Annotated in this window: 25 protein-coding genes and 1 pseudogene; 12 read left to right on the plus strand and 14 right to left on the minus strand. The window is 72.0% G+C overall.

Going from position 1 to position 26,314, the window contains the following annotated elements; translation table 11 throughout:
- Window positions 1–48: 48 nt before the first annotated feature.
- Together ACFZDI_RS12615 and ACFZDI_RS12620 are read right to left on the minus strand one after the other, a co-directional pair.
- Entirely contained in the window at window positions 49–231 is a 183-nt protein-coding gene (locus tag ACFZDI_RS12615) for a hypothetical protein (RefSeq protein ID WP_391251154.1), read from the minus strand.
- On the minus strand, window positions 228–1,226 hold the full coding sequence (locus tag ACFZDI_RS12620; RefSeq protein ID WP_234849299.1) for a helix-turn-helix domain-containing protein: 999 nt from the start codon (window positions 1,224–1,226) through the stop codon (window positions 228–230). Before ACFZDI_RS12620 ends, ACFZDI_RS12615 begins: the two co-directional genes overlap by 4 nt.
- Window positions 1,227–1,531: 305 nt before the next feature.
- Between ACFZDI_RS12620 and ACFZDI_RS12625 the strand changes: the two genes are divergently transcribed.
- The 5 genes from ACFZDI_RS12625 to ACFZDI_RS12645 all read left to right on the plus strand — a co-directional run bounded on the left by ACFZDI_RS12625 (window position 1,532) and on the right by ACFZDI_RS12645 (window position 5,436).
- Entirely contained in the window at window positions 1,532–1,723 is a 192-nt protein-coding gene (locus tag ACFZDI_RS12625) for a hypothetical protein (RefSeq protein WP_234849300.1), read from the plus strand.
- Window positions 1,724–1,796: 73 nt separating this feature from the next.
- Entirely contained in the window at window positions 1,797–2,348 is a 552-nt protein-coding gene (locus tag ACFZDI_RS12630; protein WP_391249990.1) for a MauE/DoxX family redox-associated membrane protein, read from the plus strand.
- A gap of 159 nt (window positions 2,349–2,507) precedes the next feature.
- Window positions 2,508–3,065, plus strand: a complete 558-nt coding sequence (locus ACFZDI_RS12635) for a redoxin domain-containing protein (protein ID WP_234849304.1) — start codon at window positions 2,508–2,510, stop codon at window positions 3,063–3,065.
- Window positions 3,062–4,945: an ATP-binding cassette domain-containing protein gene (locus tag ACFZDI_RS12640; RefSeq protein WP_391249993.1), complete on the plus strand. Its 1,884-nt coding sequence runs from the start codon at window positions 3,062–3,064 to the stop codon at window positions 4,943–4,945. The genes ACFZDI_RS12635 and ACFZDI_RS12640 overlap by 4 nt, the downstream gene beginning before the upstream one ends.
- Window positions 4,945–5,436 (plus strand): S26 family signal peptidase, encoded by a 492-nt coding sequence (locus ACFZDI_RS12645; protein ID WP_391251088.1) that lies wholly within the window; start codon window positions 4,945–4,947, stop codon window positions 5,434–5,436. The genes ACFZDI_RS12640 and ACFZDI_RS12645 overlap by 1 nt, the downstream gene beginning before the upstream one ends.
- Here the strand turns inward: ACFZDI_RS12645 and ACFZDI_RS12650 are convergent.
- Window positions 5,426–5,599: a CsbD family protein gene (locus ACFZDI_RS12650; RefSeq protein ID WP_234849307.1), complete on the minus strand. Its 174-nt coding sequence runs from the start codon at window positions 5,597–5,599 to the stop codon at window positions 5,426–5,428. The two genes, ACFZDI_RS12645 and ACFZDI_RS12650, sit on opposite strands and share 11 nt — an antisense overlap.
- A gap of 204 nt (window positions 5,600–5,803) precedes the next feature.
- Window positions 5,804–7,489 (minus strand): hypothetical protein, encoded by a 1,686-nt coding sequence (locus tag ACFZDI_RS12655; RefSeq protein WP_391249996.1) that lies wholly within the window; start codon window positions 7,487–7,489, stop codon window positions 5,804–5,806.
- 178 nt (window positions 7,490–7,667) lie between these two features.
- Between ACFZDI_RS12655 and ACFZDI_RS12660 the strand changes: the two are divergent.
- Window positions 7,668–7,802 (plus strand): annotated as a pseudogene (locus ACFZDI_RS12660) (family 1 glycosylhydrolase); the annotation flags it as partial.
- 9 nt (window positions 7,803–7,811) lie between these two features.
- Here ACFZDI_RS12660 and ACFZDI_RS12665 read toward each other — a convergent pair.
- A complete protein-coding gene (locus ACFZDI_RS12665; protein ID WP_391249998.1) occupies window positions 7,812–8,303 on the minus strand; it encodes a hypothetical protein in 492 nt (163 codons plus the stop codon).
- On the minus strand, window positions 8,300–10,687 hold the full coding sequence (locus tag ACFZDI_RS12670; protein ID WP_391250000.1) for a molybdopterin-dependent oxidoreductase: 2,388 nt from the start codon (window positions 10,685–10,687) through the stop codon (window positions 8,300–8,302). The genes ACFZDI_RS12665 and ACFZDI_RS12670 overlap by 4 nt, the downstream gene beginning before the upstream one ends.
- 231 nt (window positions 10,688–10,918) lie before the next feature.
- Here ACFZDI_RS12670 and ACFZDI_RS12675 point away from each other — a divergent pair, with 231 nt between their 5' ends.
- On the plus strand, window positions 10,919–11,743 hold the full coding sequence (locus tag ACFZDI_RS12675; RefSeq protein WP_234849310.1) for an SAM-dependent methyltransferase: 825 nt from the start codon (window positions 10,919–10,921) through the stop codon (window positions 11,741–11,743).
- 51 nt (window positions 11,744–11,794) lie between these two features.
- Here ACFZDI_RS12675 and ACFZDI_RS12680 read toward each other — a convergent pair whose 3' ends face one another.
- Window positions 11,795–12,709 (minus strand): helix-turn-helix transcriptional regulator, encoded by a 915-nt coding sequence (locus tag ACFZDI_RS12680; RefSeq protein ID WP_234849311.1) that lies wholly within the window; start codon window positions 12,707–12,709, stop codon window positions 11,795–11,797.
- A 152-nt stretch (window positions 12,710–12,861) separates the two neighbouring features.
- Entirely contained in the window at window positions 12,862–13,092 is a 231-nt protein-coding gene (locus ACFZDI_RS12685; RefSeq protein WP_234849312.1) for a DUF397 domain-containing protein, read from the minus strand.
- A 230-nt stretch (window positions 13,093–13,322) separates the two neighbouring features.
- Between ACFZDI_RS12685 and ACFZDI_RS12690 the strand changes: the two genes are divergently transcribed.
- From ACFZDI_RS12690 to ACFZDI_RS12710, 5 genes are all read left to right on the plus strand, one after another.
- Entirely contained in the window at window positions 13,323–13,907 is a 585-nt protein-coding gene (locus ACFZDI_RS12690; RefSeq protein WP_391250003.1) for an ATP-binding protein, read from the plus strand.
- 28 nt (window positions 13,908–13,935) lie between these two features.
- The gene (locus ACFZDI_RS12695; RefSeq protein WP_391250005.1) at window positions 13,936–14,481 is read left to right on the plus strand and encodes a hypothetical protein; all 546 of its coding nucleotides are present in this window, start codon (window positions 13,936–13,938) and stop codon (window positions 14,479–14,481) included.
- Between the two features lie 129 nt (window positions 14,482–14,610).
- Window positions 14,611–17,346 (plus strand): SpoIIE family protein phosphatase, encoded by a 2,736-nt coding sequence (locus ACFZDI_RS12700; RefSeq protein ID WP_391250007.1) that lies wholly within the window; start codon window positions 14,611–14,613, stop codon window positions 17,344–17,346.
- A gap of 127 nt (window positions 17,347–17,473) precedes the next feature.
- On the plus strand, window positions 17,474–18,838 hold the full coding sequence (locus tag ACFZDI_RS12705) for an FAD-dependent oxidoreductase (RefSeq protein WP_234849315.1): 1,365 nt from the start codon (window positions 17,474–17,476) through the stop codon (window positions 18,836–18,838).
- A 155-nt stretch (window positions 18,839–18,993) separates the two neighbouring features.
- Window positions 18,994–19,488, plus strand: coding sequence for a lamin tail domain-containing protein (locus tag ACFZDI_RS12710; RefSeq protein ID WP_234849316.1), 495 nt, complete (start codon window positions 18,994–18,996; stop codon window positions 19,486–19,488).
- A gap of 32 nt (window positions 19,489–19,520) precedes the next feature.
- On the opposite strand, the gene ACFZDI_RS12715 is transcribed toward ACFZDI_RS12710, so the two are convergent.
- The 6 genes from ACFZDI_RS12715 to ACFZDI_RS12740 all read right to left on the minus strand — a co-directional run bounded on the left by ACFZDI_RS12715 (window position 19,521) and on the right by ACFZDI_RS12740 (window position 26,188).
- Window positions 19,521–21,035: an FAD-dependent monooxygenase gene (locus ACFZDI_RS12715; protein ID WP_391250010.1), complete on the minus strand. Its 1,515-nt coding sequence runs from the start codon at window positions 21,033–21,035 to the stop codon at window positions 19,521–19,523.
- 110 nt (window positions 21,036–21,145) lie between these two features.
- Window positions 21,146–21,520 carry a hypothetical protein gene (locus ACFZDI_RS12720; protein WP_234849319.1) on the minus strand — a complete coding sequence of 125 codons (375 nt, stop codon included), beginning with the start codon at window positions 21,518–21,520 and terminating at the stop codon, window positions 21,146–21,148.
- A 61-nt stretch (window positions 21,521–21,581) separates the two neighbouring features.
- Window positions 21,582–22,103, minus strand: a complete 522-nt coding sequence (locus tag ACFZDI_RS12725; protein WP_234849321.1) for a roadblock/LC7 domain-containing protein — start codon at window positions 22,101–22,103, stop codon at window positions 21,582–21,584.
- A gap of 38 nt (window positions 22,104–22,141) precedes the next feature.
- A complete protein-coding gene (locus ACFZDI_RS12730; protein WP_391250013.1) occupies window positions 22,142–22,978 on the minus strand; it encodes a hypothetical protein in 837 nt (278 codons plus the stop codon).
- On the minus strand, window positions 22,975–23,436 hold the full coding sequence (locus tag ACFZDI_RS12735) for a hypothetical protein (RefSeq protein WP_391250015.1): 462 nt from the start codon (window positions 23,434–23,436) through the stop codon (window positions 22,975–22,977). Before ACFZDI_RS12735 ends, ACFZDI_RS12730 begins: the two co-directional genes overlap by 4 nt.
- A 343-nt stretch (window positions 23,437–23,779) precedes the next feature.
- Window positions 23,780–26,188: a SpoIIE family protein phosphatase gene (locus ACFZDI_RS12740; RefSeq protein WP_391250017.1), complete on the minus strand. Its 2,409-nt coding sequence runs from the start codon at window positions 26,186–26,188 to the stop codon at window positions 23,780–23,782.
- Window positions 26,189–26,314: the final 126 nt, after the last annotated feature.

Consider the following 26,314-nt stretch of genomic DNA (forward strand, 5'->3'; position numbering starts at 1 on the left):
CCCCGGAAGACGAGAGCGCGGGGCGTGCGGGCCCCGCGCTCTCGTGTGTCACCGGCGGGTCAGCTCGATCCGGTGCTCCCGTGCCGGTGAGCCGTAGCCCTTGCGGACGTCGGGGGCGTTGCCACCGCCGATGTTGTAGCGCGCGATGTTGAGGCGGAGCCCGTCCTCCCCGAACAGCATCTCGGCGTGCTCTTCCCGAATGATGGCGCGAGCCGAAAGTGCCGCCGTCACTCGACCTCGTCGACCAGGAACTCCTGGTCACGTGCTCCCGTACAGCGCTGCTGGATGATCTCGGCCCCCGCCGCCCGGTCGTCGGCGCCGTTGACACCGAGGCACATCCCGTTCTGCACCACGTGGATGCGGAATCCGTCGGCCCGTGCGTCGCCGACCGGTTCGAAGAAGAAGTGCTGGCTGGTCCGGTCGGCCGAGCAGCTCTCCCAGGGCCAGGGCTCCAGCATCCCCTCGACGACGTGGCCGCTGCCCAGCGCGGTGAGACAGCCGTCGCCGTACACGGGATGCCGCCACTGGATGTAGGACGAGCCGGTCGTGCCGACGGTCACCAGAGAGAGGTCGGGCGGTGTGGCATCGGCGCAGGGCCGCTGGACGGCGACCTGGCTCCGATAACGGCCTTTGCGGTCATGGCCCTCGGTGACGCACAGCCCGGGGGCGAGGGCCGGCCGGATGCGGGACCGTCCCGGTGCCGGGCCGTCCACGACGGTCGTGGAGTCCGGGGACGGCGAGGATGCGCGGTGCGGTGCGGCCCCGGCCGCGCGCGTCGCCGCGCCACGGTCGCCGCCCTCCCCTGGCAGTAACGCCCAGGCCCCGACGGCGGCGAGCAGCAGCGCGGCACCGGCGGACGCGGCGAGCACGCGGCGATTCCTCATCGGGCCCACGGTCCATGACCGGCGGGACGGCTCCGGCGCCGGGGCCTCGTCGGGGTGCGGCGGCTCGGCCGCGGCCAGCCGGTTTCTCGCAGTCAGCCAGTCGGAGGCGTCCTCGCCCCTCCCACAGGCCCGGACGAACGCGGCGACCACCTCCGCTCGGGGCAGTGAGTCCCGGCGCAGCACGTCGGCGGTCGTGCTGCGCGCCAGTACGTCACCCTGCTGCTCGGCGTTCGCCTCCAACTGCCGGTAGGTGAGACCGGATTGCTCCTTGAGACGGCGCATGCAGGCCACGAACTCGGCGGCGCTGCGCGCCTCGTGCGGCGACGGACGCTGTGTCCCCATGTCCGGGCATCCTGGTCCAGCCCCGGGCAGGGGACAATCCGGGATTCTGCCAATCCCGTTGCGGTACTGCGGGGCGACCGCGCATTCCTTCAGGACGTCCGCGCGGGGGCCGGACAGGTCCCGGACAGGGCTGTGACCTGCCCGGACAGGGTGACGGGTGTCCGGGACAGCCGTGGTCCCTGGCGGGCGCCGCCCCGGTCCGCACAGGCTGGGTGCCCTGCCGGCCGAGCCCGGTCCGAAGGCCGAGCGGCCGGATCGACCGCCCGTGCTCCACGGGGGGACACCCGACGAAGGGACATCGCCCGATGAAGACGATTCGCACTCTCGCCGACCGGATGCTGGACCGACTGGTGCCGCGGGAGACGGCCGGGGCGTGCGAGTGGTGGTACCGCTGCATCCGCAACCAGCCGTGCGCCTCCCACAACCAGTACACGCAGCGCGTCTGGTCCTGTGACCTGAACCGCCGCGAGTTCGTGCGGTGCGGCTGCACCTCGTAAGGCCTTCCATCCCCAGCGCGGCCGGGCCCTCCGGGGGACGGGGCCCGGCCGCCCCTTCCGTGAGGAGCATGCCGTGACCTTCCTGTCCGCCACCTGCCAGGCCCTGCTGGCGCTGGTCTTCGCGATCGCCTGCGTGAGCAAGGTGCGGACGTCGGCCGCGTACGCGGCGTTCAGCACCGCCGTCGAGGCGCTCGCACGAGTGCCGCGCCACCGGGCGGGCCGGGTGGCGGGAGGAGTCGTCGCCCTGGAGGCCGCCACCGCGCTCCTGCTCGTCCTCCCGGGTGCGGGCAGCGCGGGGCTGCCGGTGGCGGCGGTCCTCCTGGCCGGCTTCACGTACGTCGTCGCCCGCGCGCTGCGGGACGGAACCGCCGTCGCGTGCCGGTGCTTCGGGGATGCGGGCGACCGCCCGGCAGGGCCGGCCCAGCTCGTGCGCAACGCGCTGCTGCTCGGCGCGGTGGCGGCGGCCGTGCCCGGGAGCCCGGACGCGGGATCGCTGCCCTGGCCGGGCTGGTTCGCGGCGTGGCTCACCGGTGCGGTGTGCGCCGTGCTGGTGGTGACCGGGGACGAGGTGGTGGCGCTGGTCCGCCCCGTCCGGTCTCCCGGCAGCGGGCACGTCGCTTCGTGAACCGCCCGGTCTCTCCGGCCTGTTGGGTCCTGCCGTCGTGGGCCCGTTGATTCCTGTCGCCGTACGCACGTCGGAGCCGTTCGCCGAACGCCCCATGGGCTCCGCGCGATCCGTCCGACCCGTTCGATCCGTCCGATCCGTCTATCCGGGAGAGGCCCCATGGTCTACCTGGCCGTCGCCCTCGTGGCCGTCGCCGCCCTGTGCACGCTGGATCTGATGCTGACCCTCGCCGTCCTCCGCCGACTCCGCGACCGACGGCGGTACGACGCCCCGGCCGTCGACTCGGGCGGTATCCCCGTGGGGGCTGCCGTGGGCTCCTTCACCACCCGCTGCACGGACGGCACCCCCATCACCGAGGGCGACCTCACGGACGGGGCCCTCGTGGCGTTCTTCACCACCGGCTGTGCGCCCTGCCGGACCGAGCTGCCCGCCTTCGTCGAGGAGGCCCGGGCGCTGGTCGGGCGGCGTCAGGTGATCGCCGTGGTCGTGTCCCCCGGCGGCACTCCGGACGAGACGGCGGAGTCCGTGTCCATGACACGGCACCTCGCACCGGTGGCGCGGGTGCTGGCCGAGACGCCCGACGGCCCCTGCACCTCGGCCTTCGGTGTCACGGCGTTCCCCTCCAGGTTCGCCGTCTCGACGGAGGGCGGCACGGCCCCCACCGTGCTGGCCGTGGGGAAAGCCGCGCTCGGCGCCTCGCCGGTCGGGGCGCCGTGAGCGCCACGCCCGCGAGCTCCGCACACTCCGGCCGTGCTCCCGCCGCTCCGGACGCCCGGGCCCTCGCACGTGCCCTGCGGGCGGCTCTCGCGCTGGCGTTCCGCTCGTCCCCGGGGGTGCTGGTGTGGCATCTCGGCGTGACGCTCCTGTCGGCCGCCACGCCCGTCGCGGCCACCTGGCTGGTCAGGGACATCCTCGACGCCCTCACGGCGGGGACCTCCACCGCCGGCATCGCCGCTCCGGCGGCCGCGCTGGCCGTCGTCAGTACGGTGGCGGCGGTCGCGCCGCAGCTCACCGGCTATCTGCGCGCCCGGATGATGCGCGCGACCAGCCTGCGGGCGCATGAGGACCTGCACACGGCGGTCGACACCTTCACCGGACTGCGCCGTTTCGAGCACCCCGAGTTCCTGGACCGGCTGCGGCTGGCCCAGCAGTCGGGCGGACTCGCTCCGTCGCAGGTGGTGGAGGGGGCGGCCGGTCTGACCCGCAGCGCGGTGCTGCTGACGGGGTTCGTGGGTTCCCTGGCGGTCCTCGACCCGGTGCTGGCCGTCGTGGTGTGCCTGTCGGGCGTTCCGGTGCTGTGGGCGGAGATCAGTCTCAGCCGCAGGCGGGCCCGCACGTACTGGGACATCAGCCCCACCGAACGCCGGGAGATCTTCTACGCGACGCTGCTCACCAGTGTCGAAGCCGCCAAGGAGATCAGGCTCTACGGCGCCGGCGGCTTCCTGCGGGGCCGGATGCTGAGGGAACGCCGGGCCGCCGACGCCCTGCGGGAGCGGCTGGACCGCAGCGAACTGCGCATCCAGTCGGCGCTCCAGACCGCCGCGGCGGCCCTCGCCGGGGCCGGTCTGCTGTGGGCGGTCGGGGCCGCCGCGCGCGGGGCGATGACCGTCGGGGACGTCTCCCTGCTGCTGGCCGCGATCCCGGCCGTGCAGAGCGGTATCGGCGGCCTGGCCGGCGAACTCGGCCAGGCACACCACTCGTTGGTGATGTTCGACCACTACGTCGGCGTCGTCCGCCTCGGCCCGGACCTCCCCCCGCCGCGCCGCCCCGGCCGGGCACGGCCGCTGCGCGAGGCGATCGAGGTCCAGGACGTGTGGTTCCGCTACGAGGACGAACTGCCCTGGGTGCTGCGGGGCGTGGACCTGCGGATCGAGCGGGGTACGGCACTGGCGCTCGCCGGCGTCAACGGCTCGGGGAAGTCCACCCTGGTCAAGCTGCTGTGCCGGTTCTACGACCCCACCCGCGGACGCATCCTGTGGGACGGCACCGACCTGCGCGACATCCCCCCGGCCGAACTGCGGGCACGCGTCGCCGCCACGTTCCAGGACCCGATGCGCTACGACCTCACCGCGCGGGAGAACATCGCGATCGGCGAGTTGTCGTCCCTCGGCGCGCCCCGGCGCTGTGCGGAGGCGGCGCGGCTCGCCGGGATGCACGACGACATCGCCCGGTTGCCGGGCGGCTACGCGACCCTGCTGAGCCGGACCTTCCGCTCGGCGGAGGGCGACGGGAGCGACAGCGGCGTCCAGTTGTCCGGGGGTCAGTGGCAACGGATGGGCCTCGCCCGGTCGTTCCTGCGTGCCGACGCGGACCTGCTGATCCTGGACGAGCCCAGTTCGGGGCTGGACCCCGCGGCCGAGTACGAGATCCACGCCCGTTTGCGGGAGCGCCGTGCCGGCCGCACGAGCGTGCTGATCTCCCATCGGCTCGGTGCGGTCAAGGACGCCGACGTCATCGCGGTCCTGGAGGGCGGGCAGGTGGCCGAACTCGGCGACCACCGCGGGCTCCTCGCCCGGGCCGGCACGTACCACCGGCTGTTCACGCTTCAGTCGAGCGGCTACCGGGACGAGCCGGAAGCGGAGGGGGTGTGCCCGTGATGCCGGTGGGCGCCGTCGTGGTCGCCGCGGGGCTGACGGCGGCGGCCCTGCGCACGTCGTGCGTGCTGCTGGAGGTCAGCGGGGGGAGCATGCGGCCGACCTACCGGGACGGGGACCGGCTGCTGGCCGTCAGGCTGCCTGCCGGCACGGTCGGCGGGATGCCCGGAGCGAGGATGGCGCGGACGATGGTGCGTCGCGGGACGGTGGTCGCGATCCGGCTGAGACCGCCGGACGCCGTAGGTCGGGCGATACCGACGTGCATGATCAAACGGGTGGCCGCACTTCCGGGAGAGCCCGTGCCGGTGGCGGACGGCGGAGCGGGGGTGGTGCCCGCTCGGCATGTGTACGTTCTGGGTGATCACCGTGAGACGAGCTGGGACTCGCGGCACGCAGGTCCGATCTCCTGGGACCGGCTCACCGCCGTGGTCGTGTGCCGCGTCCGCCATGGGGACGCGGCACCGCCACGGGCTCTCGGAGCCCTCAGTGCTTGAAGACGTCCTTGGTCTTCTCCTTGGCCTGGCGGGCATCGCCCTTCGACTGCTCCGCCTTGCCCTCGGCGATCAGGCGCTCGTTGCCCACCGCACGGCCGATCGTCTCCTTGGCCTTGCCCTTGGCCTGCTCGGCCTTGGCCTTGCCCTTCTGGTCACCAGCCACGGTTCGTTCACTCCATGTCGTATCCGACTACGGGGTCACCACAGCGAGTGACCGCGAAGCGGCAGCTCAAACGTGCCGGGCGGGCATCGGTCCATGAGAGCCTCGGGCCACCGCGTCAGCCCCGCCGAGGACGCGGAGGCTCCGCCGGCGCACGCCGAGCGCCACAGGCTGACGCCGGAGCTGCTGATGTCCCTCACCGCCGGGTCAGTGACAGCACCCGTCGCTCGCCGCCGCGGAAACGGCCGTGGTGTCCAGCCGGCAGAAGCAGGACGCCTCGACGGGCACGTCCGCGAGCGCGGTCGCGAGCTTGAGCTGGTGGGCCACGACGGCCGCCTCGCCGGTCTTGCCGGTCCGCAGCAGGCACTCGTGGAAGCCGTGCAGCGACCAGACGTTGTTCGGGTGCTGGAGGGGCCGGGGCAGGGTGTCGTCGAGGCCGAGGTCGGCACGGTAGACGGCCTCGGCCTCCGCGACGCGTCCCTGCTCCAGCAGCAGCGCGCCGTAGGCGTGGCGGGTGGGCTGCATCCAGCCCCAGGGCTCGTCGTAGGGCAGGTTGTCGTCCAGCAGGATGGAGCGCTCCAGGGCCGCGAAGGCGACGTCGTACTCGCCCCTGCGGTAGGCGAGTTCGCCGTCCAGCATGGCGGAGGCGATGGCGAGGATGTCGTGGCAGGTGTTGTTGAACAGCATCCTGGTCTCGGGCACCCGGCTCACCGCCTCGCGGAAGAGGTCGCGTTCGGTCTCGGCCCGGTCGACCTCACCGGTGGCGGAGAGGGCGACGCCCCGGGCGTAGTGCCGCATGGCGACGGTCGTCGCGTACAGCTCCGGGTCGGCCGGGGCGGGCAGTTCCAGGATCTCGGTCCAGCGGCCGAAGCGGATGAGGACGTGGACCCGCATGGCCAGGAAGGCCTCCAGCCAGTCGGCCATCGGGGGGCTCTGGACACGGAGCAGGTCTTCGGGGATGGCGGCTTCCAGCTGGGCGGCGGCATCGAGGGCGACCTGTGCCTGGCCGAGGAACATCGCGCCGTAGATCTTGAAGTGGTGGTTGTGCGCCCGGTAGAGGGTGTAGAAGTTCATCGCGCCGGCCTGCCGGTGGTACTTCTCGTCGGCGGCGATCGCGTCGCTGTTGGCGGAGACGACCTGGCGGTAGTCGCCGCACAGGACGTCCAGATGTGAGGGCATGTGCAGCAGGTGCCCGGCGTCGGGTACGAGACCGCGCAGGCGGTCGGCGACGGTGAGGGCCTGCTCCGGCGTCGGGGACATCTCCATCAGGTGGATGTACAGGTGCAGGACGCCGGGATGCCGGAAGCCGGTGTCGGTGGCGAGTGCGCCTTCCAGTACGGCCCGGGCCTCGGTGGTCCGGGCGCCCTCGGCCGGCCGGCCGGTCTTGAGGTCCCACAGCTGCCAGGGGGTGAGGTTCATCGCGGCGTCGGCGTGCAGGGTGGCGATGTCCGGGTCGCCGGGCGCCAGTTCGTAGACGGCGCGCATCGCGTCCGCGTAGGGCTCGTTCCACACCGAGCAGTCCTCGACGGCCTGTGCCTGCGGGTAGCGGGCTCGCAGCGCGCCGATGAGGGCCCGCTCGACCGGGGTGGCGCGGGCGGCCTTCTCATGGGCCCTTTCCACGGCGGTGTGCGTGCGCTGGACCGTTTCCACGAGTTCCGCGCCGTCGAAGAATTCCCAGGGCTTGTTGTAGTTCGGGCCGAGCGCGTAGGCGATACCCCAATAGGCCATCGCGCAGTCCGGGTCGGCCTCGACCGCCCTTTCGAAGCAGGCGACGGCTTCCTCGTGGTGGAAGGCGTACGTCCACATCAGGCCACGGTCGAACCAGAGTTGGGCGGCGGCGGAGGACGTGGTGACGGGACGGCGGTAGGTGCCGAGGTCGTAATAGTCGCCCATGGGTTTCTCCTGGGAAAGCAGCCGGGGCCGTGAGAACAGCGGTTGCGGGCACACCCTCCGACTCGTGATCCATCCTCGTATGTCCAGATTAGCGGTTTCGCAGCGGCGACCCCGGGCCCCGGGCGTGGTGGAGCGCATGACCGACTTTCCGAGTTTTCCGCCCGGCTGCGGGTTCGGGCTCGACAACGTCGAGTGGGCCTTCGGATACGACAAGCGCTTCGGGATCGTCCGCGTCGACTACGCCACGCAGCAGCGGACGCCGAAGGACAGCTACCACTGGTGCGGGGCCATGATCGCCGCGCAGCGGAGGTGACCGACACGCTCAGACGCTGGTCAGCAACTGCGGCGCCAGGATCTTGACCATGGTGTTGGTCCAGCGGAGCTGCCGGAGCGTCTGCGGGTGGCAGTCGCCGGCCAGCGTCAGGAGCCGCTCGTCCCGGGTGGCCTGCGCCGCCTGGGCGAGCATCTCCCAGTGGAGCGAGTTGCGTGCGGCCGCCAGGTGCAGGTCCCGCAGGTCGTGCAGCAGGAGCAGTCCGGTGTCGGGGCGCCGGCCGAGCGCTTCGGAGGCCTTCTCCCGGAGCGCGGCGAGCGCCCCGGGCGACGGGTGGTCGCGCGGGCCGGACAGGTCGAGGCCGTGGTCGCGGCCCGCGTCGGCGAGGCGGGTGGCGTGTTCCCGGGACCAGCGGGCGATGTCGAGGGCGACGTGGTGGAACTCGTGGTCGGTGCGGTGTCGTGCGGCGGCGGCCAGCAGGTTTTGTTCCAAGTCGCGTTCGCCGTCGTGCAGGAGTCGCAGGGTGATGCCGATGCCGCTCATGATCCGCTCCCCGCCGTGTCGGTCCGCGCCGCGGTATCGGTCGGGCGACGGCTCACGAGGGTGACGCGCGCCGCGCCGGTCTTGAACAGGGGCTGCTTGGAGACCGGGTCCCAGTCGGTGACGGTGGTCTCGTTGGCGGCGCGCCCCGGGCCGTCGTCGGGCGGGCGGTGGCCCGCCGGGGTGTCCCAGTAGCCGTAGTGGAAGGGCAGGAACACCATGCCGTCGCGGATCGCGGTGGTGCGCAGCCGGGCCCGGACCGCCCCGCGCGGGGTCGTGATCTGCACCAGATCGCCGTCTGCGAGGCCCTGGGCGGAGGCCTCGGCGGGCGACATCTCCGCCCAGACGTCCGGCGCGGCGGTGTTCAGCTCGGGGGCGCGGGCGGTCTTCGTCCGGGTGTGGAAGTGGTACACCGTGCGGCCGGTGATGAGCTGGAGGGGAAGGCCGGGGGAGGTGTCCTCGTGGGGCGGCAGGTACTCGGCGGCTTTGAGGACCGCCTTGCCGTCCGGGTTGAGGGACCGGTACTCGACGGGCTCCACGCTCGCGCCGGTGACCAGGTCCCGGCCGTAGCTCTCGCAGACGTCCGGGTGGGCGAAATCGATCCCGTCGGTGTAGAGGCGTGCGGTGCCGTCGGGGGCCTCGTCGGTGCAGGGCCACTGGATGCCGCTGCCGCCGCGCAGTCGGTCGTAGCTCAGGCCGGTGTAGTCGCAGGGGCGGCCCGCGCTGCACCGCTGCCACGCGGCGAACGCCGACTCGGGGTCGTGCCAGGTGATCAGCGGCCCGTCGTCCTTGTCGCGGAAGTCCATCCGGGCAGCGAAGTCGAGGAGGATGTCCAGGTCCGGGCGGGCTTCGCCGGGCGGTTCGACGGCCTTCTCCGCGAGGTGCACGGTGCGGTCGGCGTTGGTGAGCGTGCCCGTCTTCTCGCCCCAGGTCGCGGCGGGCAGCACCACGTCGGCGAGCTGGGCGGTCTCGGTGAGGAACAGGTCCTGGACGATCACGAACAGGCGCTCCTGAGCGACGATCGAGCGGATGCGGGACAGCTCGGGCAGGGACACGACCGGGTTGGTGCCGGTGATCCACAGCAGGCCGATCGAGCCCTGCTCGGCGTACCGGAAGATCTGCATCGCGTGGGTGGGTGGGGCGTAGTGCGGGATGGTCTCCGGCTTCACGTTCCACACGGCGGCCAGTTCGGCCACGTGCTCCTCGTTCTGCCAGTTGCGGAAGCCCGGCAGGTCGCCGTCCGCGCCGCACTCGCGGGTGTTCTCGGCACTGGGCTGGCCGTTCATCTGGAGCAGTCCGCAGCCGGGGCGGCCCAGCATGCCGCGGATCAGGTGCAGGTTGTTGACCTGGACGGCGGCCGCGGTGGCCTGGTGGGACTGGTAGACGCCCTGGAGGACGGTGGACAGCAGTAGCTCGGCGCCGCCGAGGATCTCCGCCGCCCGCTCGATCTGCGCCGCCGGGACGTCGCAGATCCCGGCCGCCCAACCGGGTGTGCACTTCTCCACCATGGCGGCGAGTTCGTCGAAGCCGACGGTGTGCGCGTCGATGTAGGCCCGGTCGGTGCGGCCGGTGCGGATGATCTCGTGCAGCAGTGCGTTGAGCAGCGCGACGTTCGTGCCCGCCCGCGGCGCCAGGTGCACGTCGGCCCGCCGGGCGACCGGGGTGTGGCGCGGGTCCACGCACACCAGCCTGGGCGGGGCGGCGCCCTCCAGGCGGTCCAGCAGGCGCATCCACAGGACCGTCTGGGTCTCGGCCATGTTGTGCCCGAACAGGGCGACGGTGTCGGCGTGGTCGATGTCCTCGTAGGAGCCGGGCTGTCCGTCACAGCCGAACGTCTCCTTCAGGGCCTCGGCGGCCGTCGCCGTGCACAGCCGGGTGTTGCCGTCCAGGTGGTTGGTGCCGATGCCGGCACGGGCGAGGACGGCCAGGGTGTAGTACTCCTCGAGGAACAGCTGACCTGTGGTGTAGAAGCCGATCGAGCCCGCGCCCTTGTCGTCCAGCAGGTGCCGGGTCCGGGTGGTGATCCGGTCCATGGCCGTGTCCCAGTCGCACTCCATCAGCCGGCCGTCCTCGCGGACCAGGGGCCGGGTGAGCCGGTCCGGGGAGGCGTTGGCCTGCCAGCCGTACAGGTCCTTGGGGCCCAGGCGCCCGCGGTTCACCCGGTCGGCGGCCCGGCCCCGCACACCCACCATGCGGCCCTCGCGCACCGCGATGTCCATCGCGTCGCCGTTGGAGTGCAGCAGGGAGGCGGCCTGCACCCACCGCTCCACGTCCTGCTCGCCGAGCCCCGCCGTGAGGTGCGTGTCGGTCCGGGACGGCCAGGGCGTGCCGGGCTCGTACGGCGTGCGCGAGCCCCAGACGTCCGCGATCCGGTCTGCCGTGTCCACGGCCCACCTCCCGCAGAAGACGACATCGTGGACCGCGGGTACCCACCCGGCCACGCATGACACAAAGCGCGCGGACGGTTACTCAAGGTGCATACGCGGCGCGTCCGGCGATCATCTTGTCGTTCGATCGTGGGGACCTTCGCCGACGGGCTGGCACCGCCCAACTCCCGCTCCCTAGGATGTATTTCCCGTCCAGCCAGTCCGTTGGCGCGGCACCTTGCAGGGGGAACGATGCACTCCGAGAAGCAGCTGTCCACCGAGATCGACGCGTCCGTGCCGACGGCAGCGCGCATGTACGACCACTACCTGGGCGGCAAGGACAACTACGCGGCCGACCGCGCGGCGTGCGAGGAGCTCGACAAGGTCGTGCCCAGCACGCGCCGCCTGGCCCTGAACAACCGGCGCTTCCTGCAGCGGGTCGTGAAGACCCTCTCCGAGGAGTACGGCATCCGGCAGTACCTGGACCACGGATCCGGTCTGCCGACGCAGGACAACGTCCACCAGGTCGCGCAGCGCATCGACCCCACGGCCCATGTCGTCTACGTCGACAACGACCCGATGGTGCTGGTCCACGGCCGGGCGCTGCTGGAGCAGGACGAGCGCACGGCCGTCATCCACGCGGACATGCGCGAGACCGACCTGATCTTCGGCCACGCGGACACCAAGCGGCTCATCGACTTCGACGAGCCGGTGTGTGTGCTCTTCAACTCGGTGTTCCACTGCATCCCGGACAGCGACACCGACGGACCGCTCGCGGTGGCCCGCCGGGTGCGGGAACGGCTCGCGCCCGGCAGCTTCATGGTGATGTGCCAGCTGGTCAGCGAGGACCCCGAGGTCCGCGCCTTCGTCACGGACTTCATGGACCAGGCGACCCAGGGCCACTGGGGCCGCGTGCGGGAGCCGAAGGACGTGGAGACGTACTTCGAGGGCCTGGAGATCCTCGAGCCGGGCCTGGTGGAGGTGTCCACCTGGCGTCCGGACACGGAGGTGGCGCCCCGTCAGCTCACGCACGAGTGGATCGAGTTCGGCGGAGTCGGGCGGATCCCCCTGCAATAGTGACGCGATGCCTCGTGCGGGACGAACCGTCCCGCACGGGGCATTCTCCTGTCACGGGTAGCGCTGCTCCATGGTCTGGCGCAGCAGTTCCAGCGAGTCACGGGGCTTGAGCGCCTCGTCCGCGAGACGGTCCAGCGCGATCCGGTACTCCTCGGTCTCGTCGCGGTCCTCGAGGAAGTTCGCGCTCTTGATGTGCTCCAGGTAGACCACGTCGGGCAGGTCGAGTCCGCCGAAGCGCAGATACGTGATCGGGATGGCCGGCGCCGAGGCGTTGGTGACGCTCAGCGGCACGATCTGCAGCGTCACATTGGGTCGTTCGGCCATGTCGGCGAGGTGCGCGAGCTGCTCCCGCATCACCTCGGTACTGCCCAGGACGCGTAGCAGCACGGATTCGTCGATGACCGCCCACAGCTGCGGGGCGTCCGTCCGCGACAGCAACCGGGCCCGGTGCATGCGCAGTTCGACACGGCGCTGCACCTCGGCGGCCGGTGCGTTCGGCAGACCACGCTCCACCACGGCCCTGGTGTAGGCCGCGGTCTGCAACAGGCCGGGCACGTACTGGATCTCGAAGGTACGGATGGTGGCGGCGGCCTCCTGCAGTCCGACCAGCCGGTCGAACCACTCGGGCATCAGCCGCTTGTCGTACCGCTGCCACCAGCCCGGCTCCCCCGCGCGCTGCAGCAGCTTGAGCAGCACCGAGACCTCGTAGTCGTCGGTGCCGTACAGCTCCAGCAGCGCTCGGACGTCGTTCTCCGTCGGCGGGCGGCGGCCCTTGCCGGACTCGATGCGGGACAACTTCGCGGCACTGAACCCGACAGCGCGCGCCGCCTGGTCCTGGGCGAGCCCGGCGTCCTCGCGGAAGCCGGCGAGCTGTACACCGACCAGCATCTTCAGCAGAGTCGGCGCCGGCTCGGACCGGTCCAGGTAGGGTTCCAGACGGGAGATGCGATGCGACGCGGCGGACATCCTGACTCCCAGCAGACCGGCACAAGGGCGACTAACACTATCGCACTTCACCGGGTCTTCACGCATCGGCCCGCAGCACCCCCGCAGAAGTAGGGAGTTGGGCTCCGCTTCTCCCCAGGGGTGCCGAGCGCACGCGACATGCCACTGCCCTCTCAGAGCAGATGGTCGAACTCGCCGTCCTTCGCGCCGGCCAGGAAGGCCGCCACCTCCGCCGACGTGTACACGAGGGCGGGTCCGTCGGGGTCACGGGAGTTGCGCACAGCGATCCCGCCGTCCACGAGGGGGGCGACTTCGACGCAGTTGCCCTCGGCGTTGCTGTGCCGGCTCTTGATCCAGCAGGCTTCCAACGAGCTGGCCTGCACTCCGTTCCGCACTGGTGGCACCGCAGTCTCCTTGCTGTTCTCGTTCCCCGCCGCGCACGGTGTGCCCGGCCGTTCGGCCGAGTGCGGCCGCGTCCCTTCGGCCGCACTCGCCCCCGCTTGCGTACCCTCAACGGCTGGATTTTCACGCAATTTCTCGTGCAATTGCACGCGAGCGCCTTCAGCGTGGATAATAGCTGCGGCGTCAACCCCCGTGCTGGCGCCCCGTTCTGACGTCGCATCGGGGAGATGCCGTGTCATCACCTGCGCAGCACGTGCTCCGGCCGTCGAGTGGGGCCGCGGCACACGCGGGCGCCCCCTGGACGGAGCGGGCCGCGCCGTCCGGCCGGCCCAAGGCCTCGCCGTTCGGGACCCCGCCCTTGGTGCCGACGACACTCCCGCAGTTCTCGGGGTCCCTGTCCGCCTCGGCCACCCTGCGGGTCGAGTGCAGCCGGGAAGGGTTCGCCCGGGCCCGGTCGTTCACCCGCGACACGCTGCACGGCTGGTCGCTGGACCACCGCTGCGACGACGCGACCCTCGTCATCACCGAGCTCACCGCCAACGCCGCGACGCACGCGCTGCCGAGGAGCCCGGCTGCGCCGGAGATCCGGCTCGGATTCCGCCTGGACCCCGGCCACTTGCTGGTCACCGTCTCCGACCCCGATGACCACCCGCCCGTGTTCGCGCCGACCGGCGCCGCCCTGGAAGAGCACGGCCGGGGGCTGTGCATCGTCGACGCCCTGTCCGAGGAGTGGGGCTGGACTCCCAGTCCCCCGGCGGGCAAGACGGTCTGGGCCCGCCTGGCCACCCGGTCGGCCACCCCCTGCCCACCCATCTGACACCACTGCCGCGGAAAGGCCCCTCGCCATGCGCAGCGCTTCGACGGAACACCCGAGCAGCGAGCGCCCCCAGCGCCCCGACGCCCCCACCCAGGTGGCCCGGAACACGCCGCTCACGGCACTGGACCGCGTGCCGTGGGGCGACATCCAGGACTCCACCGGCTCGGCGGCGGCCATCCCCGTCCTCCTCAAGGGCATCGCCGGCGGTGATGCCGACACGGCCCGCTCCGCTCTCGAGGACTTGCGGAAACGGATCTGCCAGTTCGGCTTCGTCGTGGAGCAGGCGACCGCGGCCACGGTGCCGTTCCTGTGGGAGCTGGCCAAGCTGCCACAGGTGACCTGCCGCGCCCAGATCATCCGGCTGCTCAAGAGCATCGCCGACGCACGGCAGTGGGAGAGCACCGCCGCCGTCTACCCGAAGCTGCTGAACCACCGGGAGAACCCGGTGGTGTGGGAGCGTGCGGCCCGCCAGGCCGTGCGGGCCCGGCGCGGCGAGCTCGGCCGGCTGATGGTGGACGAGGACCGCGAGATCGCCCGGGCGACGAACGAGCTGGCCCGGTCGCTGGGCGCCTGACTGCGTCGTACGGTGTGCGGCGGGCGGGGAGCCCGCGCAGGCCCCCAGACGTGACGAAACGGTGAGGACCCCCTGTCACCATGGGTGATGCCCCTCGCCTCGCGGGGCACGGCAGTGTAGACATGGCACATGGTCCGACTCCTGGGTCGATCCGCGACTCGATCGCCCCTGCGGCCCGGCGCTGCTCCGTCGGCACGGCAGCGGCGGGAGGCGGGCCCGTCGCGGTGGCAACCGGCGGCGGGGCTGCGGTCGGTGCTGGGCGGACGCAGCGTCGCCGGCCAGGTGTTCCTGCTCGTCGTGGTGATCGTGCTGCTGCTCGTCGTGGCGGCCGTCGTGGCGTTGGTGCTGCAGGTGCGGCACGACACCACGCAAGAGGCCCGCAACCGTTCACTCGCAGTCGCGGAGACCTTCGCCAACGCCCCGGGCACCGTCGAAGCGCTGCGGAGCCCTGACCCCACCGTCGTGCTCCAGCCGCGCGCCGAAGCGGCCCGTGAGCGGTCCAAGGTCGACTTCGTCGTCGTCATGAACACCGACGGGATCCGCTACACCCACCCCAAGCCCGACCGCATCGGGAAGAAGTTCGTCGGTACGACCGCCCCGGCGCTCGCCGGCAAGTCCTTCACCGAGGAGATCGACGGCACCCTCGGCCGGCTCGTCCAGGCCGTCGTTCCGGTGAAGGACTCGAACGGCGAGGTCGTGGGCCTGGTGTCGGCGGGGATCACCACCGAGAACGTCGGCGGGACGGCCGACCGCCAGCTGCCGCTCGTGCTCGCGGCCGCCGCCGCGGCGCTCGCGCTGGCGACGGCGGGTGCCGCGCTGGTGAGCCGGCGGCTGCTGCGCCAGACCCACGGTCTCGGCCCGCACGAGATGACCCGGATGTACGAACACCACGACGCCGTGCTGCACGCCGTGCGCGAGGGCGTGCTCATCGTCGACGACGGGGGCACCCTGCTGCTCGCCAACGACGAGGCGCACCGCCTGCTGGGACTGCCCGCCGACGCGGAAGGCCGGCACGTCCTGAGTCTGGGTCTCGACCCGGGCATCGCCGACCTGCTCGCCTCGGGGCGGGTCGCCACCGACGAGGTGCACCTGGTCGGGGACCGGCTCCTGGCCCTCAACCAGCGGACCACGGACCGTGCGGGTGTCCCGCCCGGCAGCGTCGCCACCCTGCGCGACTCCACCGAGCTGCGGGCCCTGTCCGGGCGGGCCGAGACCGCGCGGGAGCGGCTCAACATGCTGTACGACGCCGGGGTGGGCATCGGGACCAGCCTGGACGTGACCCGCACGGCCGAGGAGCTCACCGAGCTGGCCGTGCCCCGGTTCGCCGACTTCGTCACCGTGGACCTGTTCGACGCCGTACTGGGCGGCGGACAGCCGAACGCGGCGGCGACGCTCAGCCGGACGGCGGTGAGCGGGATCCGCAAGGACGCGCCGCTGTACCCGACCGGCGAGCGGATCAGGTTCGTCGAATCCTCCCCGCAGGGCCGCAGTCTCGCCACGGGCGTCCCGGTCCTGGAGCCCCGGCTGGGCGAGGCCGCCGGCTGGCAGGCGCAGGACCTGGAGCGCTCGGCGCGGATCGTCGCGTACGGCATCCACTCGCTGATCACCGTGCCGCTGCGGGCGGGCGCCCTGGTGCTCGGCGTGGTCAGCTTCTGGCGCTGCGAGAAGCAGGAGCCCTTCGACGCGGACGAACTGGCCCTGGCGGAGGAGCTGGTGGCGCGGGCCGCCGTCTCCATCGACAACGCGCGCCGCTACACCCGCGAGCACAGCATGGCGGTGACGCTCCAGCGCAGCCTGCTGCCCCGGAACCTGCCCGAGCAGGGGGCCCTGGAGATCGCCTACCGCTATCTGCCCGCGCAGGCCGGGGTGGGCGGCGACTGGTTCGACGTACTGCCGCTGTCGGGCGCCAGGGTGGCGCTCGTGGTCGGAGACGTCGTCGGACACGGGCTGCACGCCGCGGCCACGATGGGCCGGCTGCGTACGGCGGTGCACAACTTCTCCGCCCTCGACCTGCCGCCCGAGGAACTCATCGCCCTGCTGGACGAGTTGGTGGGCCGTATCGACCAGGACGAGACGGAGGAGGACGGCAGCGCCCCGGTCACCGGTGCTACCTGTCTGTACGCCGTGTACGACCCGGTCTCCCGGCGCTGCACCGTCGCGCGGGCCGGACACCCCCCGCCCGCCCTGGTCCCCCCCGACGGCAGCGTGGAGTTCCCCGAGGTGCCCGCCGGTCCCCCGCTGGGCCTGGGCGGCCTGCCGTTCGAGACGGCGGAGCTGGAACTGGCGGAGGGCAGCCGGCTCGTCCTCTACACCGACGGACTGGTCGAGGACCGGGAGCGGGACATCGACGTCGGCCTGGAGATGCTGCGCGAGGCGCTCGGCCGGGCCGGGCAGTCGCCGGAGGACACGTGCCGGGTCGTGCTCGACTCGCAGCTGACGGCCCGTTCCAGCGACGACATCGCGCTGATCGTCGCGCGGACCCGGGCGCTGGCCGCCGACTCGGTCGCCGAGTGGCCGGTGCCGGCCGATCCCGCCGCGGTCGGCGAGGTGCGGGCGACGGTCAGCCGGCAGCTGGCCGAGTGGGGCCTGGAGGAGCTGACGTTCAGCACGGAGCTGATCCTGAGCGAGCTGGTCACCAACGCGCTCCGGTACGGCGGCGGTCCCATACGCGTCCGGGTGCTGCGTGACCGCAACCTGATCTGCGAGGTGTTCGACCACAGCAGCACCTCACCGCACCTGCGGTACGCGACGATGACGGACGAGGGCGGACGCGGTCTCTTCCTCGTCGCGCAGCTCGCGGAACGCTGGGGGACGCGCTACCTGCCCGACGGGAAGGTGATCTGGGCGGAGCAGCCCCTGCCATAAGCCTCACCGGGGGCTTCCCATAAAGTAGCCTTATGAGCTCATAGACCGGACCCTCGTACCGGGTTAGGCATGCCTTAGTTTAGGCTTCCCCAGAGATCGCTTGTCGCCGCTCGAAGGGAACCTGACCATGCCCCGCCCCCTGCGGGTCGCCATCGTCGGATCCGGCCCCGCCGGGATCTACGCCGCCGACGCCCTGCTCAAGTCCGAGGTGGCCGCCGAACCCGGTGTGTCCATCGACATCTTCGAGCGGATGCCGGCGCCGTTCGGACTGATCCGCTACGGCGTCGCCCCCGACCACCCGCGGATCAAGGGCATCATCACCGCCCTGCACCAGGTGCTCGACAAGCCGCAGATCCGTCTCTTCGGCAACGTGGACTACGGCACCGACATCGGCCTGGACGACCTGCGCGCGTTCTACGACGGCGTGATCTTCGCCACCGGCGCGACGGCCGACCGGGCGCTCTCCCTGCCGGGCATCGACCTCGACGGCTCCTACGGCGCCGCGGACTTCGTCTCCTGGTACGACGGCCACCCTGACGTGCCGCGCACCTGGCCGCTGGAGGCGGAGAAGGTCGCCGTGCTCGGCGTCGGCAACGTCGCGCTCGACATCGCGCGCGTCCTGGCCAAGACGGCGGACGAGCTGCTGCCGACGGAGATACCGGCGAACGTCTACGAGGGTCTGAAGGCCAACCGGGCCAAGGAGATCCACGTGTTCGGCCGCCGCGGCCCGGCGCAGGCGAAGTTCAGCCCGATGGAGCTGCGGGAGCTGGACCACTCCCCCACCATCGAGGTCATCGTCGACCCCGAGGACATCGACTACGACGAGGGCTCGATCGCCACGCGGCGCGGCAACAAGCAGGCCGACATGGTCGCCAAGACCCTGGAGAACTGGGCGATCCGCGACGTCGGCGACCGGCCCCACAAGCTCTTCCTGCACTTCTTCGAGTCGCCGGTCGAGGTCCTCGGCGAGGACGGCAAGGTCGTGGGTCTGCGCACCGAGCGCACGGAGCTCGACGGCACCGGCAACGTCAAGGGCACCGGCACCTTCCACACCTGGGACGTCGGCGCCGTGTACCGGGCGGTGGGCTACCTGTCCGACAAACTCCCCAAGCTGCCCTGGGACCTTGACTCCGGCACCGTTCCGGACGAGGGCGGCCGGGTCGTGCAGGAGTCGGGCGAGCACCTGCAGTCCACGTACGTCACCGGCTGGATCCGGCGCGGCCCCATCGGCCTCATCGGGCACACCAAGGGCGACGCCAACGAGACGGTGGCCAACCTGCTGGACGACTACCGCAACGACCGGCTGCACACGCCCGCGGCTCCCGCCCCGGAGGCGGTGGACGCGTTCCTCGCCGAGCGCGACATCCGCTTCACCACGTGGGAAGGCTGGTACAAACTGGACGCCGCGGAGAAGGCTCTGGGTGAGCCCGAGGGCCGCGAGCGCGTGAAGATCGTCGAGCGCGAGGACATGCTGCGGGCCAGCGGCGCCTGACGCTTCACACCTGACGTCCTACCTGCCGCGGGGCGGGTTCGGTGCAATGTCACCGGACCCGCCCTTTCGCGCACTTGAAGCGTGTACGATCCGGATGCTTCACCGAACGAACACATCGCCTTCACCTGAAGGCCATGCAGGGGGGACGAACGTCCATGCGCATACGCCTTGTCACCACCACGGCCCTCGCCGCCGGGGCCCTGACCGCCCTGTCCGCGGTCCCGGCCCAGGCCGCCGAGTACGACTCCGCGCTGAAGATCCGCGGGATCCAGTACGACGCTCCCGGCAGCGACTCCAACCGCTGCTCCGGGGGGAACACCAAGGACGAGTACCTGACCATCAAGAACTACTCGCGCTCCACGACGGTGAACCTCAAGGGGTACGTCGTGAAGGACGCCACGGGCAACAAGTTCACCTTCACCGCGAGCCACAGCCTCCAGCCGGGTGACTACGTGAAGCTGCGCGGCGGCAACGGGTCCGACTCCGACGCGAACAACGTCGTCTACCGCGACAACTGCAACTTCATGTGGAACAACGACAAGGACACCATCTACGTGTACAAGCCGTCGGGCAGCCGCGCCGACGTGCACTCGTACACGCAGAGCGGCTCCGACCCGGACCGCAACGGGTACATCTCGTACCACGGTTGATCCCTTCGCCCGCCCGGCGCCGGCCCTCTGTGTCAGGGGACCGGCAGCCAGCGGTCGAGGTAGGCGCGCAGGCCCGCGAGGTCGGCGCCCCGGCCCAGATAACCCACGTACCCGTCCGGCCGTACGAGGGCGTGGGTGATGCCCGGCCAGGGACTTCGCGGGCCGATGTGCCGCACGCTCAGCAGGTCGCGTCGCACGCCCGGGGGCATGTCCTCCGGTTGATGCCGACCGGGGCCGGTGAGCAGCAGGTGGTAGCCGGGCCCGGCGACGCCGCGCTGGAGTCCGGCCGGGGTGTCGGGAAGTCGGTCGCCTGCGCGTGGGCCCCGGTGCGGGCGGTGCGGCCCGGTGACGGACAGGGGGCCGCGGCGGTAGTGGATGCCGAGTTCGGAGACCGTGCGGAACAGGCGTGCCCGGGCGCCGGTCGCGCGCAGGAGCAACGGAGCGCCGAGCGGGGCGAGATGAGTGCGGGCCAGCCGCAGGGCCGGGTGGCTGCTCGTACCGGCGGTGAAAGCACGGTCGGTGAGGCGGCGTACGCCGTGTCCGACCGGGGCGCGCTCCGCCTCGTACGTCTCCAGCAGTTCCGCCGGTGCCGCGCCGCGGCAGACGTGGGCGAGTTTCCAGCCCAGGTTGAGGGCGTCCTGGATGCCGGTGTTCATGCCCTGCCCCCCGGCCGGGCTGTGGATGTGCGCCGCGTCGCCGGCGAGGAAGAACGGTCCCCTGCGGTAGTGGGTGGCGCCGCGGTTGTGGATGCGGAAGCTCGTCATCCAGACCGGGTCGCGCAGGGTCACCTGGTCGGGGCTCCAGTCGTCGGCGATCCGCTGGAGAAGGTCCAGTGTCACCTCCTCACCGGGTGCGCCCGGCGGGCGCATCGCGATCATCCGCCAGGTGGCCGGCGTGCCGAGCGGGAAGAAGAAGAGCAGCCCGGCCGCGGTCATGTACGTGTGCGCGGCGCCCGGTTCGATCCCATCGGCCTCCAGGTCGGCCAACAGGAACGTCTGCGGATAGGCGCGTCCCTCGAAACCGATGCCCGCCATGGAGCGCACGGTGCTGTGCGCGCCGTCGCAGCCGACGACGTAGCGCGCCCGCATCGTCTCCTCGGCGCCGTCCCGGTGTCGGAGGCGGCAGGTGACGTACTCGCCCTCCCGTTCGGCGTGCAGCAGTTCCGTGCCCCGCTCCACCGTCACGTCCCGCGCGGCCAGATGAGCCGTCAGGGTCGCTTCCGTCTCCGACTGCGGGAGGAAGAGCAGGAAAGGGTACGGCGTGTCGTCGCAGCCCACGTCGAACACCGGCACGTGCAGCACCCGCCGGGGCAGGTGCAGGTGCAGCCCCACCGCCGCGTTGCCCCGGTCGACGAGTTCGTCCGTCACGCCGAACGCGGACAGCATCTCCAGGGTGCGGGGCTGGATCGCCGGGGCGCGTGACTCCCGGGCGCGGTCCAGCGAGCGGTCCACGATCCGGAACTGGGTCCCGTAGGAGCGCAGTTGGAGCGCGAGTGCGAGTCCGGTGGGGCCCGCGCCGACCACGAGCACGTCCAGGGGTGCCGTCATGGCACCCACCGTAGACGCGGCCGGACGCCCCGGCGCGGTCGCCCCGCGACGTGGAGGGGCCCTCCGCTACCCGTGGTGGGTGGCGGAGGGCTCCCGTCGGTGGTGCCGGTTCAGACCTCCAGATCGGCTTCGATGCGGCGAAGCTGGTGCCGGGCCATCGCGAGGTTGGCCCGGCTCCCGTCGAGCACCAGGTAGAGGAAGAGTCCACTGCCTCCGCGGCCCTTCAGGAGGCGGATGAGGTGGTACTGGGTGTTCAGGGTGATGAGGATGTCCTCGATCTCCTCCTTGATTCCCAGGAGCTCCATGGTGCGCAATTTGGAGCGGACGACGTCGGTGTTGCCCGCGGCGGCGACTTCCAGGTTGAAGTCCTTGGTTCCGCCGAGGGTGCCGAGGGCCATGCCACTGGTGTAGTCGACGAGGGCGACGGCGGTCGCTCCGTCGATGGAGCTCAGGCATTCCTTCAGCGCGGTCTCCGTGTTGGCCATGCGCTCGGTTCCTTTCGTTCGGGTCTGCTACTTCGGTGGGTCGGATGGTTCGTGGGCGGGCTCAGAGGCCCGTCTGGGGGCGCGGCTGGTGCGTGGGCCGCTGTGGCGTGCGGACCGGGAGGGTGCCGATGGGGCGGTCCGTGGCCGGGGTCGCCGTGGCGAGGTGCTCCTCGGGCGGCTGCCGTTCGGCGTGGCGGCCGGTGCCGGGGCCGACGCGCGTGGCCAGCAGGTCGGCGATCCGGGCGCCGCTGCGCCGGCCTTCGAGGTGGAGCCGGCCGACGTTGACCCGATCCTCGGCGAGGAGCGTGAGGACGGCGGTCGTTCCGGCGGCGTAGGTGGCGACGTAGCCTCTGGAGCCCCGCACCAGCAGCTCGCGGAAGTCACCGCGGGCGGCCGCGTCGGTCATGCGATAGGCGACTCCGAGGGCGGCGGCGGTGAGCGCCGCGAGGCCCTCCGGCTCGGTGTCCGGCACGTCGTGGGCGAGGACGAGTCCGTCGACGGTGGCCGCGAGGGATCCTGTCAGTCGGGGTATGCGGGTGCGGAGCCGACGCAGTTCGTCCTGGACGTCGGTCTCGACGGCCATGAGCTGTCTCCTTTCGGCACGCTGTCTTCGCGCGCGGATCACAGTGCCTCCAAGGCGTGCAGGAGCCGTCGCAGCAGTGCGGTCTCGGGCTCGTCCGGTGCGGTGGGACGAGGAGGGGGGCCCGGTTCGGCGGACACGAGAGCGGGGGCGGGGGCTTCGACCGGGGTCGGGGAAGAGGTGGGGACGGGGGCGACGGGGGCTGCGGGAGCCACCAGTCCGGCGGCGGCCAGGCGGCGGAGTTCGACGAGGGTGTGGAAGGTGCGGCAGGCCAGGGCCGTGGCGATCTGGGCGGCGGTGCGGACGCCGTCGACCTGGGCGAGGGTACGGCCGCGGCGGGCCGGCAGATCGGCTGCGCCCGAGCCGGGCACGCGGGCGAGGGGCGCGCGGTCGACGGCGGGTTCGGGCCATATGCGGTGCAGCAGTTCGCGGCGGCGTCTGGACTCACGCAGGACGGTGTCCACCGGGACGGAACGGACCGCACCGAGCCAGTGCGAGGCTCCGGGCCGGAACCGGAGCGCCGGTCCGTCCTGGGCGAGGACGAAGTACGCCGCGTCGAAGAGGGCGCCCAGGTGGCACAGCTCCAGGGCGCCGGCGGCGAGGTGACCGCCGTCCACCAGCTGCCGCCCGACGCGGCAGCGGCGCCCGGCCTGGTCGATCGCCTGCCACCAGCCGTCCGGGGCGAGCGCACCGCTGTGGGTGAGCAGGTCGCCCAGGTCGGGGGTGACGGCGGACTCCACGTGGACGACGCGTCCTGCCGCGAGGTAGACGATCCCCGACTCGGTGGAGAGGGCACCGGTCGCCCCCTGCGCGGCGAGGGTGCTCAGCTGGGCCGAGGCGGGTTCGTCCGTGCGCGGGGCCCGGGTCGGTGTGGTCATCCGAGCACCAGCCGGTCCGTCATCTCGGCCAGCCGGATGCGGGCCAGGGCCAGGTTCCCCTCGCTGCGGTCGAGCCATAGGTGCACGAACACGGTGCTGTCGAAGGTCGTCGTCACGAACCTGAGCAGGTGGTAAGAGTCGGCGTTCGTGATGATCAGGTCCTCTACGGGGGGCTCCTTGCCGGACGGCCCGTCCGCGCCACCGGCGTCACCGCCGGACGACCCGGCGGCCTCGTCGCCGGGCAGTCCGCCCGGGGCCTGGCCCGTCAGGGCGAGGGCACCGCTCTCGGTGGCGAGACGGGCGAGTTCGGCGGTTTCCGCCGCCGTCGCCTCGGCATCACCACCGGGTGCGTCACCCACCGCGCCCAGCGCAAGACCACTGATCCAATCGACCACCGACGCCCCTCGAGCACCTGGCAAGCGCATGGCTTCCAGCAGACTCTCGTCGATTCCGGGCACGCCGACTCCCCTCCCCCTGCACGGCAGTTCCCGCGAACGTGAGCACGACACTACGGAATGTGCTCGGCGCAGATGAACGCTTTGGCATTTTCCAAGTGAATGTGCAGCGGAGCGGGCAAGGGCGCGATGAGATCGATCCGAAGTGGGCAGGACCTGTCGTCTTTGGGCGGCAACGGATCAATGCGAACAGTCGTCGGCACAGGTCACCCTCTCCGCCTCACCCGTACCGCGCCGGCCCGACCGCCGGCCTTCGTCAGTAAGGGGGTTGAGCCCGTACCCCCCCATCAACTCAGTGCGGTCTGAGAGACGCCCCGCCCGTCCAGGTGGAGGACCCGCCGCCGCGTCACGGCAGCGCCTGCTCCGCCCAGATGACCTTGCCGTCACCGGTGTGCCGGGCGCCCCAGCTCCGGCACGTCTGGGCCACGAGGAGCAGGCCGCGGCCTCCTTCGTCGTAGGTGCGGGCCCGCCGCATGTGCGGGGCGGTGGTACTGCCGTCCGACACCTCGCAGATGAGGGAACGGTCGTAGATCAGCCTCAGTTCGATGGGGGGTTCGGCGTGCCGGATGGCGTTGGTGACCAGCTCGCTGACCACCAGCTCGGTGACGAACGCGCACGCGTCGAGGCCCCATTCGGCCAGTTGCCGGCACGCTTTCTTACGCGCCACGGCGACCTCCGCCGTATCGGGGGGCACGTCCCAGGACGCCACGTGGAAGGTGTCCAGGGCACGGGTGCGGGCCACGAGCAGGGCCACGTCGTCGGCCGGCCGCTCCGTGAGCATGGTGCGCAGCACCGCGTCGCAGGTGCCCTCCAGTGAGGTGGCGGAGCTGCGCAGCGTGCGGAGCAGGGTGTCCATGCCGTCGTCGATGTCACGGGATCCCGCCTCGACGAGGCCGTCGGTGTACAGCGCCAGCACGCTCCCCTCGGGCAGCTCCCGTTCGACGGACTCGAACGGCAGGCCGCCGAGCCCCAGGGGAAGTCCCGCGGGGACGTCGAGGAACTCCGCCTGCCCGTCCGGGGTGAGGAGCGCCGGGACGGGGTGGCCCGCGCGTGCCAGGGAGCAGCGGCGCGAGACCGGGTCGTACACGGCGTACAGACAGGTGGCCCCGATGTCGCCGGTGTCGTCGGCTCCCGCGGCCAGGTGACCGACCAGGTCGTCCAGGTGCGTGAGCAGTTCGTCGGGCGGAAGGTCGACGTCGGCCAGGGTCCGCACGGCGGTGCGCAGCCGCCCCATGGTGGCGGAGGCCTGGATGCCGTGGCCGACGACGTCGCCGACGACCAGTGCGACGCGGGCGCCGGACAGCGGGATCACGTCGAACCAGTCGCCGCCCACTCCGGCCCGGGTGGTGGCGGGCAGGTAGCGGGAGGCGATCTCGAGGGCGGACTGCTCGGGCAGCCGCTGGGGCAGGAGGCTGCTCTGCAGGGTGAGCGAGGTGGCGCGCTCCCGTGTGAACCGGCGGGCGTTGTCGATGCAGAGGCCGGCCCGGTCGGTGATCTCCCGGCCGAGCAGCAGGTCGTCCTGCTCGAAGGGCTCCGGGTTCCGGTGACGGGAGAAGGTGGCCACCCCCAGGGTGAGGCCGCGCGCCCGCATGGGTACGGCCAGCACCGAGTGGAAGCCGAAGCGCCGCATCCGTTCCCCCCGCTCCGGGGTCTGGCGCAGCACCTGCTCCATGGCCTCGCCCGTGACGTGCTGGATGAGCGGCCGGCCGAGGGCCAGGCACTCGGCCGCCGTCGACCCGTCCGGGTAGACGGCCACGGTCCCGTTCGGCACCACGGCCTCGGGACAGCCTTGGAGAACCGACTGGTGGGCCACGCGGCGCAGCCGCACGGGGCCCTTGGGAGAACCCGTGGGCGGGTCGTCGCCGTCGTCGATGGACGGCAAGAGGTCGACGGTGACGAAGTCGGCGAGCCCCGGCACCGCCACGTCGGCGAGTTCCTGGGCGGTGCGGACCAGGTCGAGGGTGCTGCCGATGCGCAGGCTCGCCTCGTTGACCAGCGCCAGCCGTTGCCGCGCGAGGTGTTGTTCGGTCATGTCGTGCGCGGAGAGCAGCACCCCCTGCGTCCGGCCGTCGTCCGCCCGGACCGGGGCGAGGGAGACGGTCCACACGCTCGGGCGCTCATGGCCCGCGAGTTGCAGGGAGACCTGGAGGTCCTGCCGCTCGCCGGTGTCCAGCGCGCGCCGCATGGCCTGCTCGGTGCGGTCGGCCTGCGGGTGGTGGACGATCTCCGAGACGCGCAGTCCGCGCATCGCCTCCTCGGGGAGGCCGATCACCCTTTGCATGTCGGCGTTGGCCCGGACCAGTCGCAGGCCGGTGTCGTACAGGGCGGTCGTGCAGGTGGACTGGGTGAAGCTCCTCCTGAGGAAGGCGTCGTCCTCGGGGCTCGTCCCGAGGCGGCCGGCCGCCGTGAGGAGCAGCCACTCACTGCCGGCGCCGTCGTTCTGCCGGAGGTGGGCCAGGAGGTTCACGGTGAGGGAGTGCCCCTCGCGGTGCCGGAGCGTCGCCGCTCCGCTCCACCTGGGGAGCGTGAGCAGGGAATCCAGGAGACCGGGCGGGACCCCGTCGGCGAGCAGCACGGCCCCGGGCCGGCCGACCACCTCGGAGGGCGGGTAGCCCAGCAGTCTGTGTGCTCCCTCGCTCCACTCCGTGACGACGCCGCGCGCGTCCACGACGGCCTTCGCGGTGGCGGCCTCGTCGACGAGGTCATGGGGCGGTGCCCCGCTGTCCTCGTCCGGGACGGACGCAGATCTCGCCATGGAGCCTCAACCCGCCTCACCCGCTGGGCATCCTTACTACTTCGTGCTGATATGCACCAAGAATGACAGATAACTCCGGCGGCGGGTTGAATGGCCGGAGACGCTGGTGAGCAGTGCGCGCATCAC

Source organism: Streptomyces sp. NPDC007907 (assembly GCF_042959365.1).
In the GTDB taxonomy this organism is placed as follows: Bacteria; Actinomycetota; Actinomycetes; order Streptomycetales; family Streptomycetaceae; genus Streptomyces; species Streptomyces indiaensis.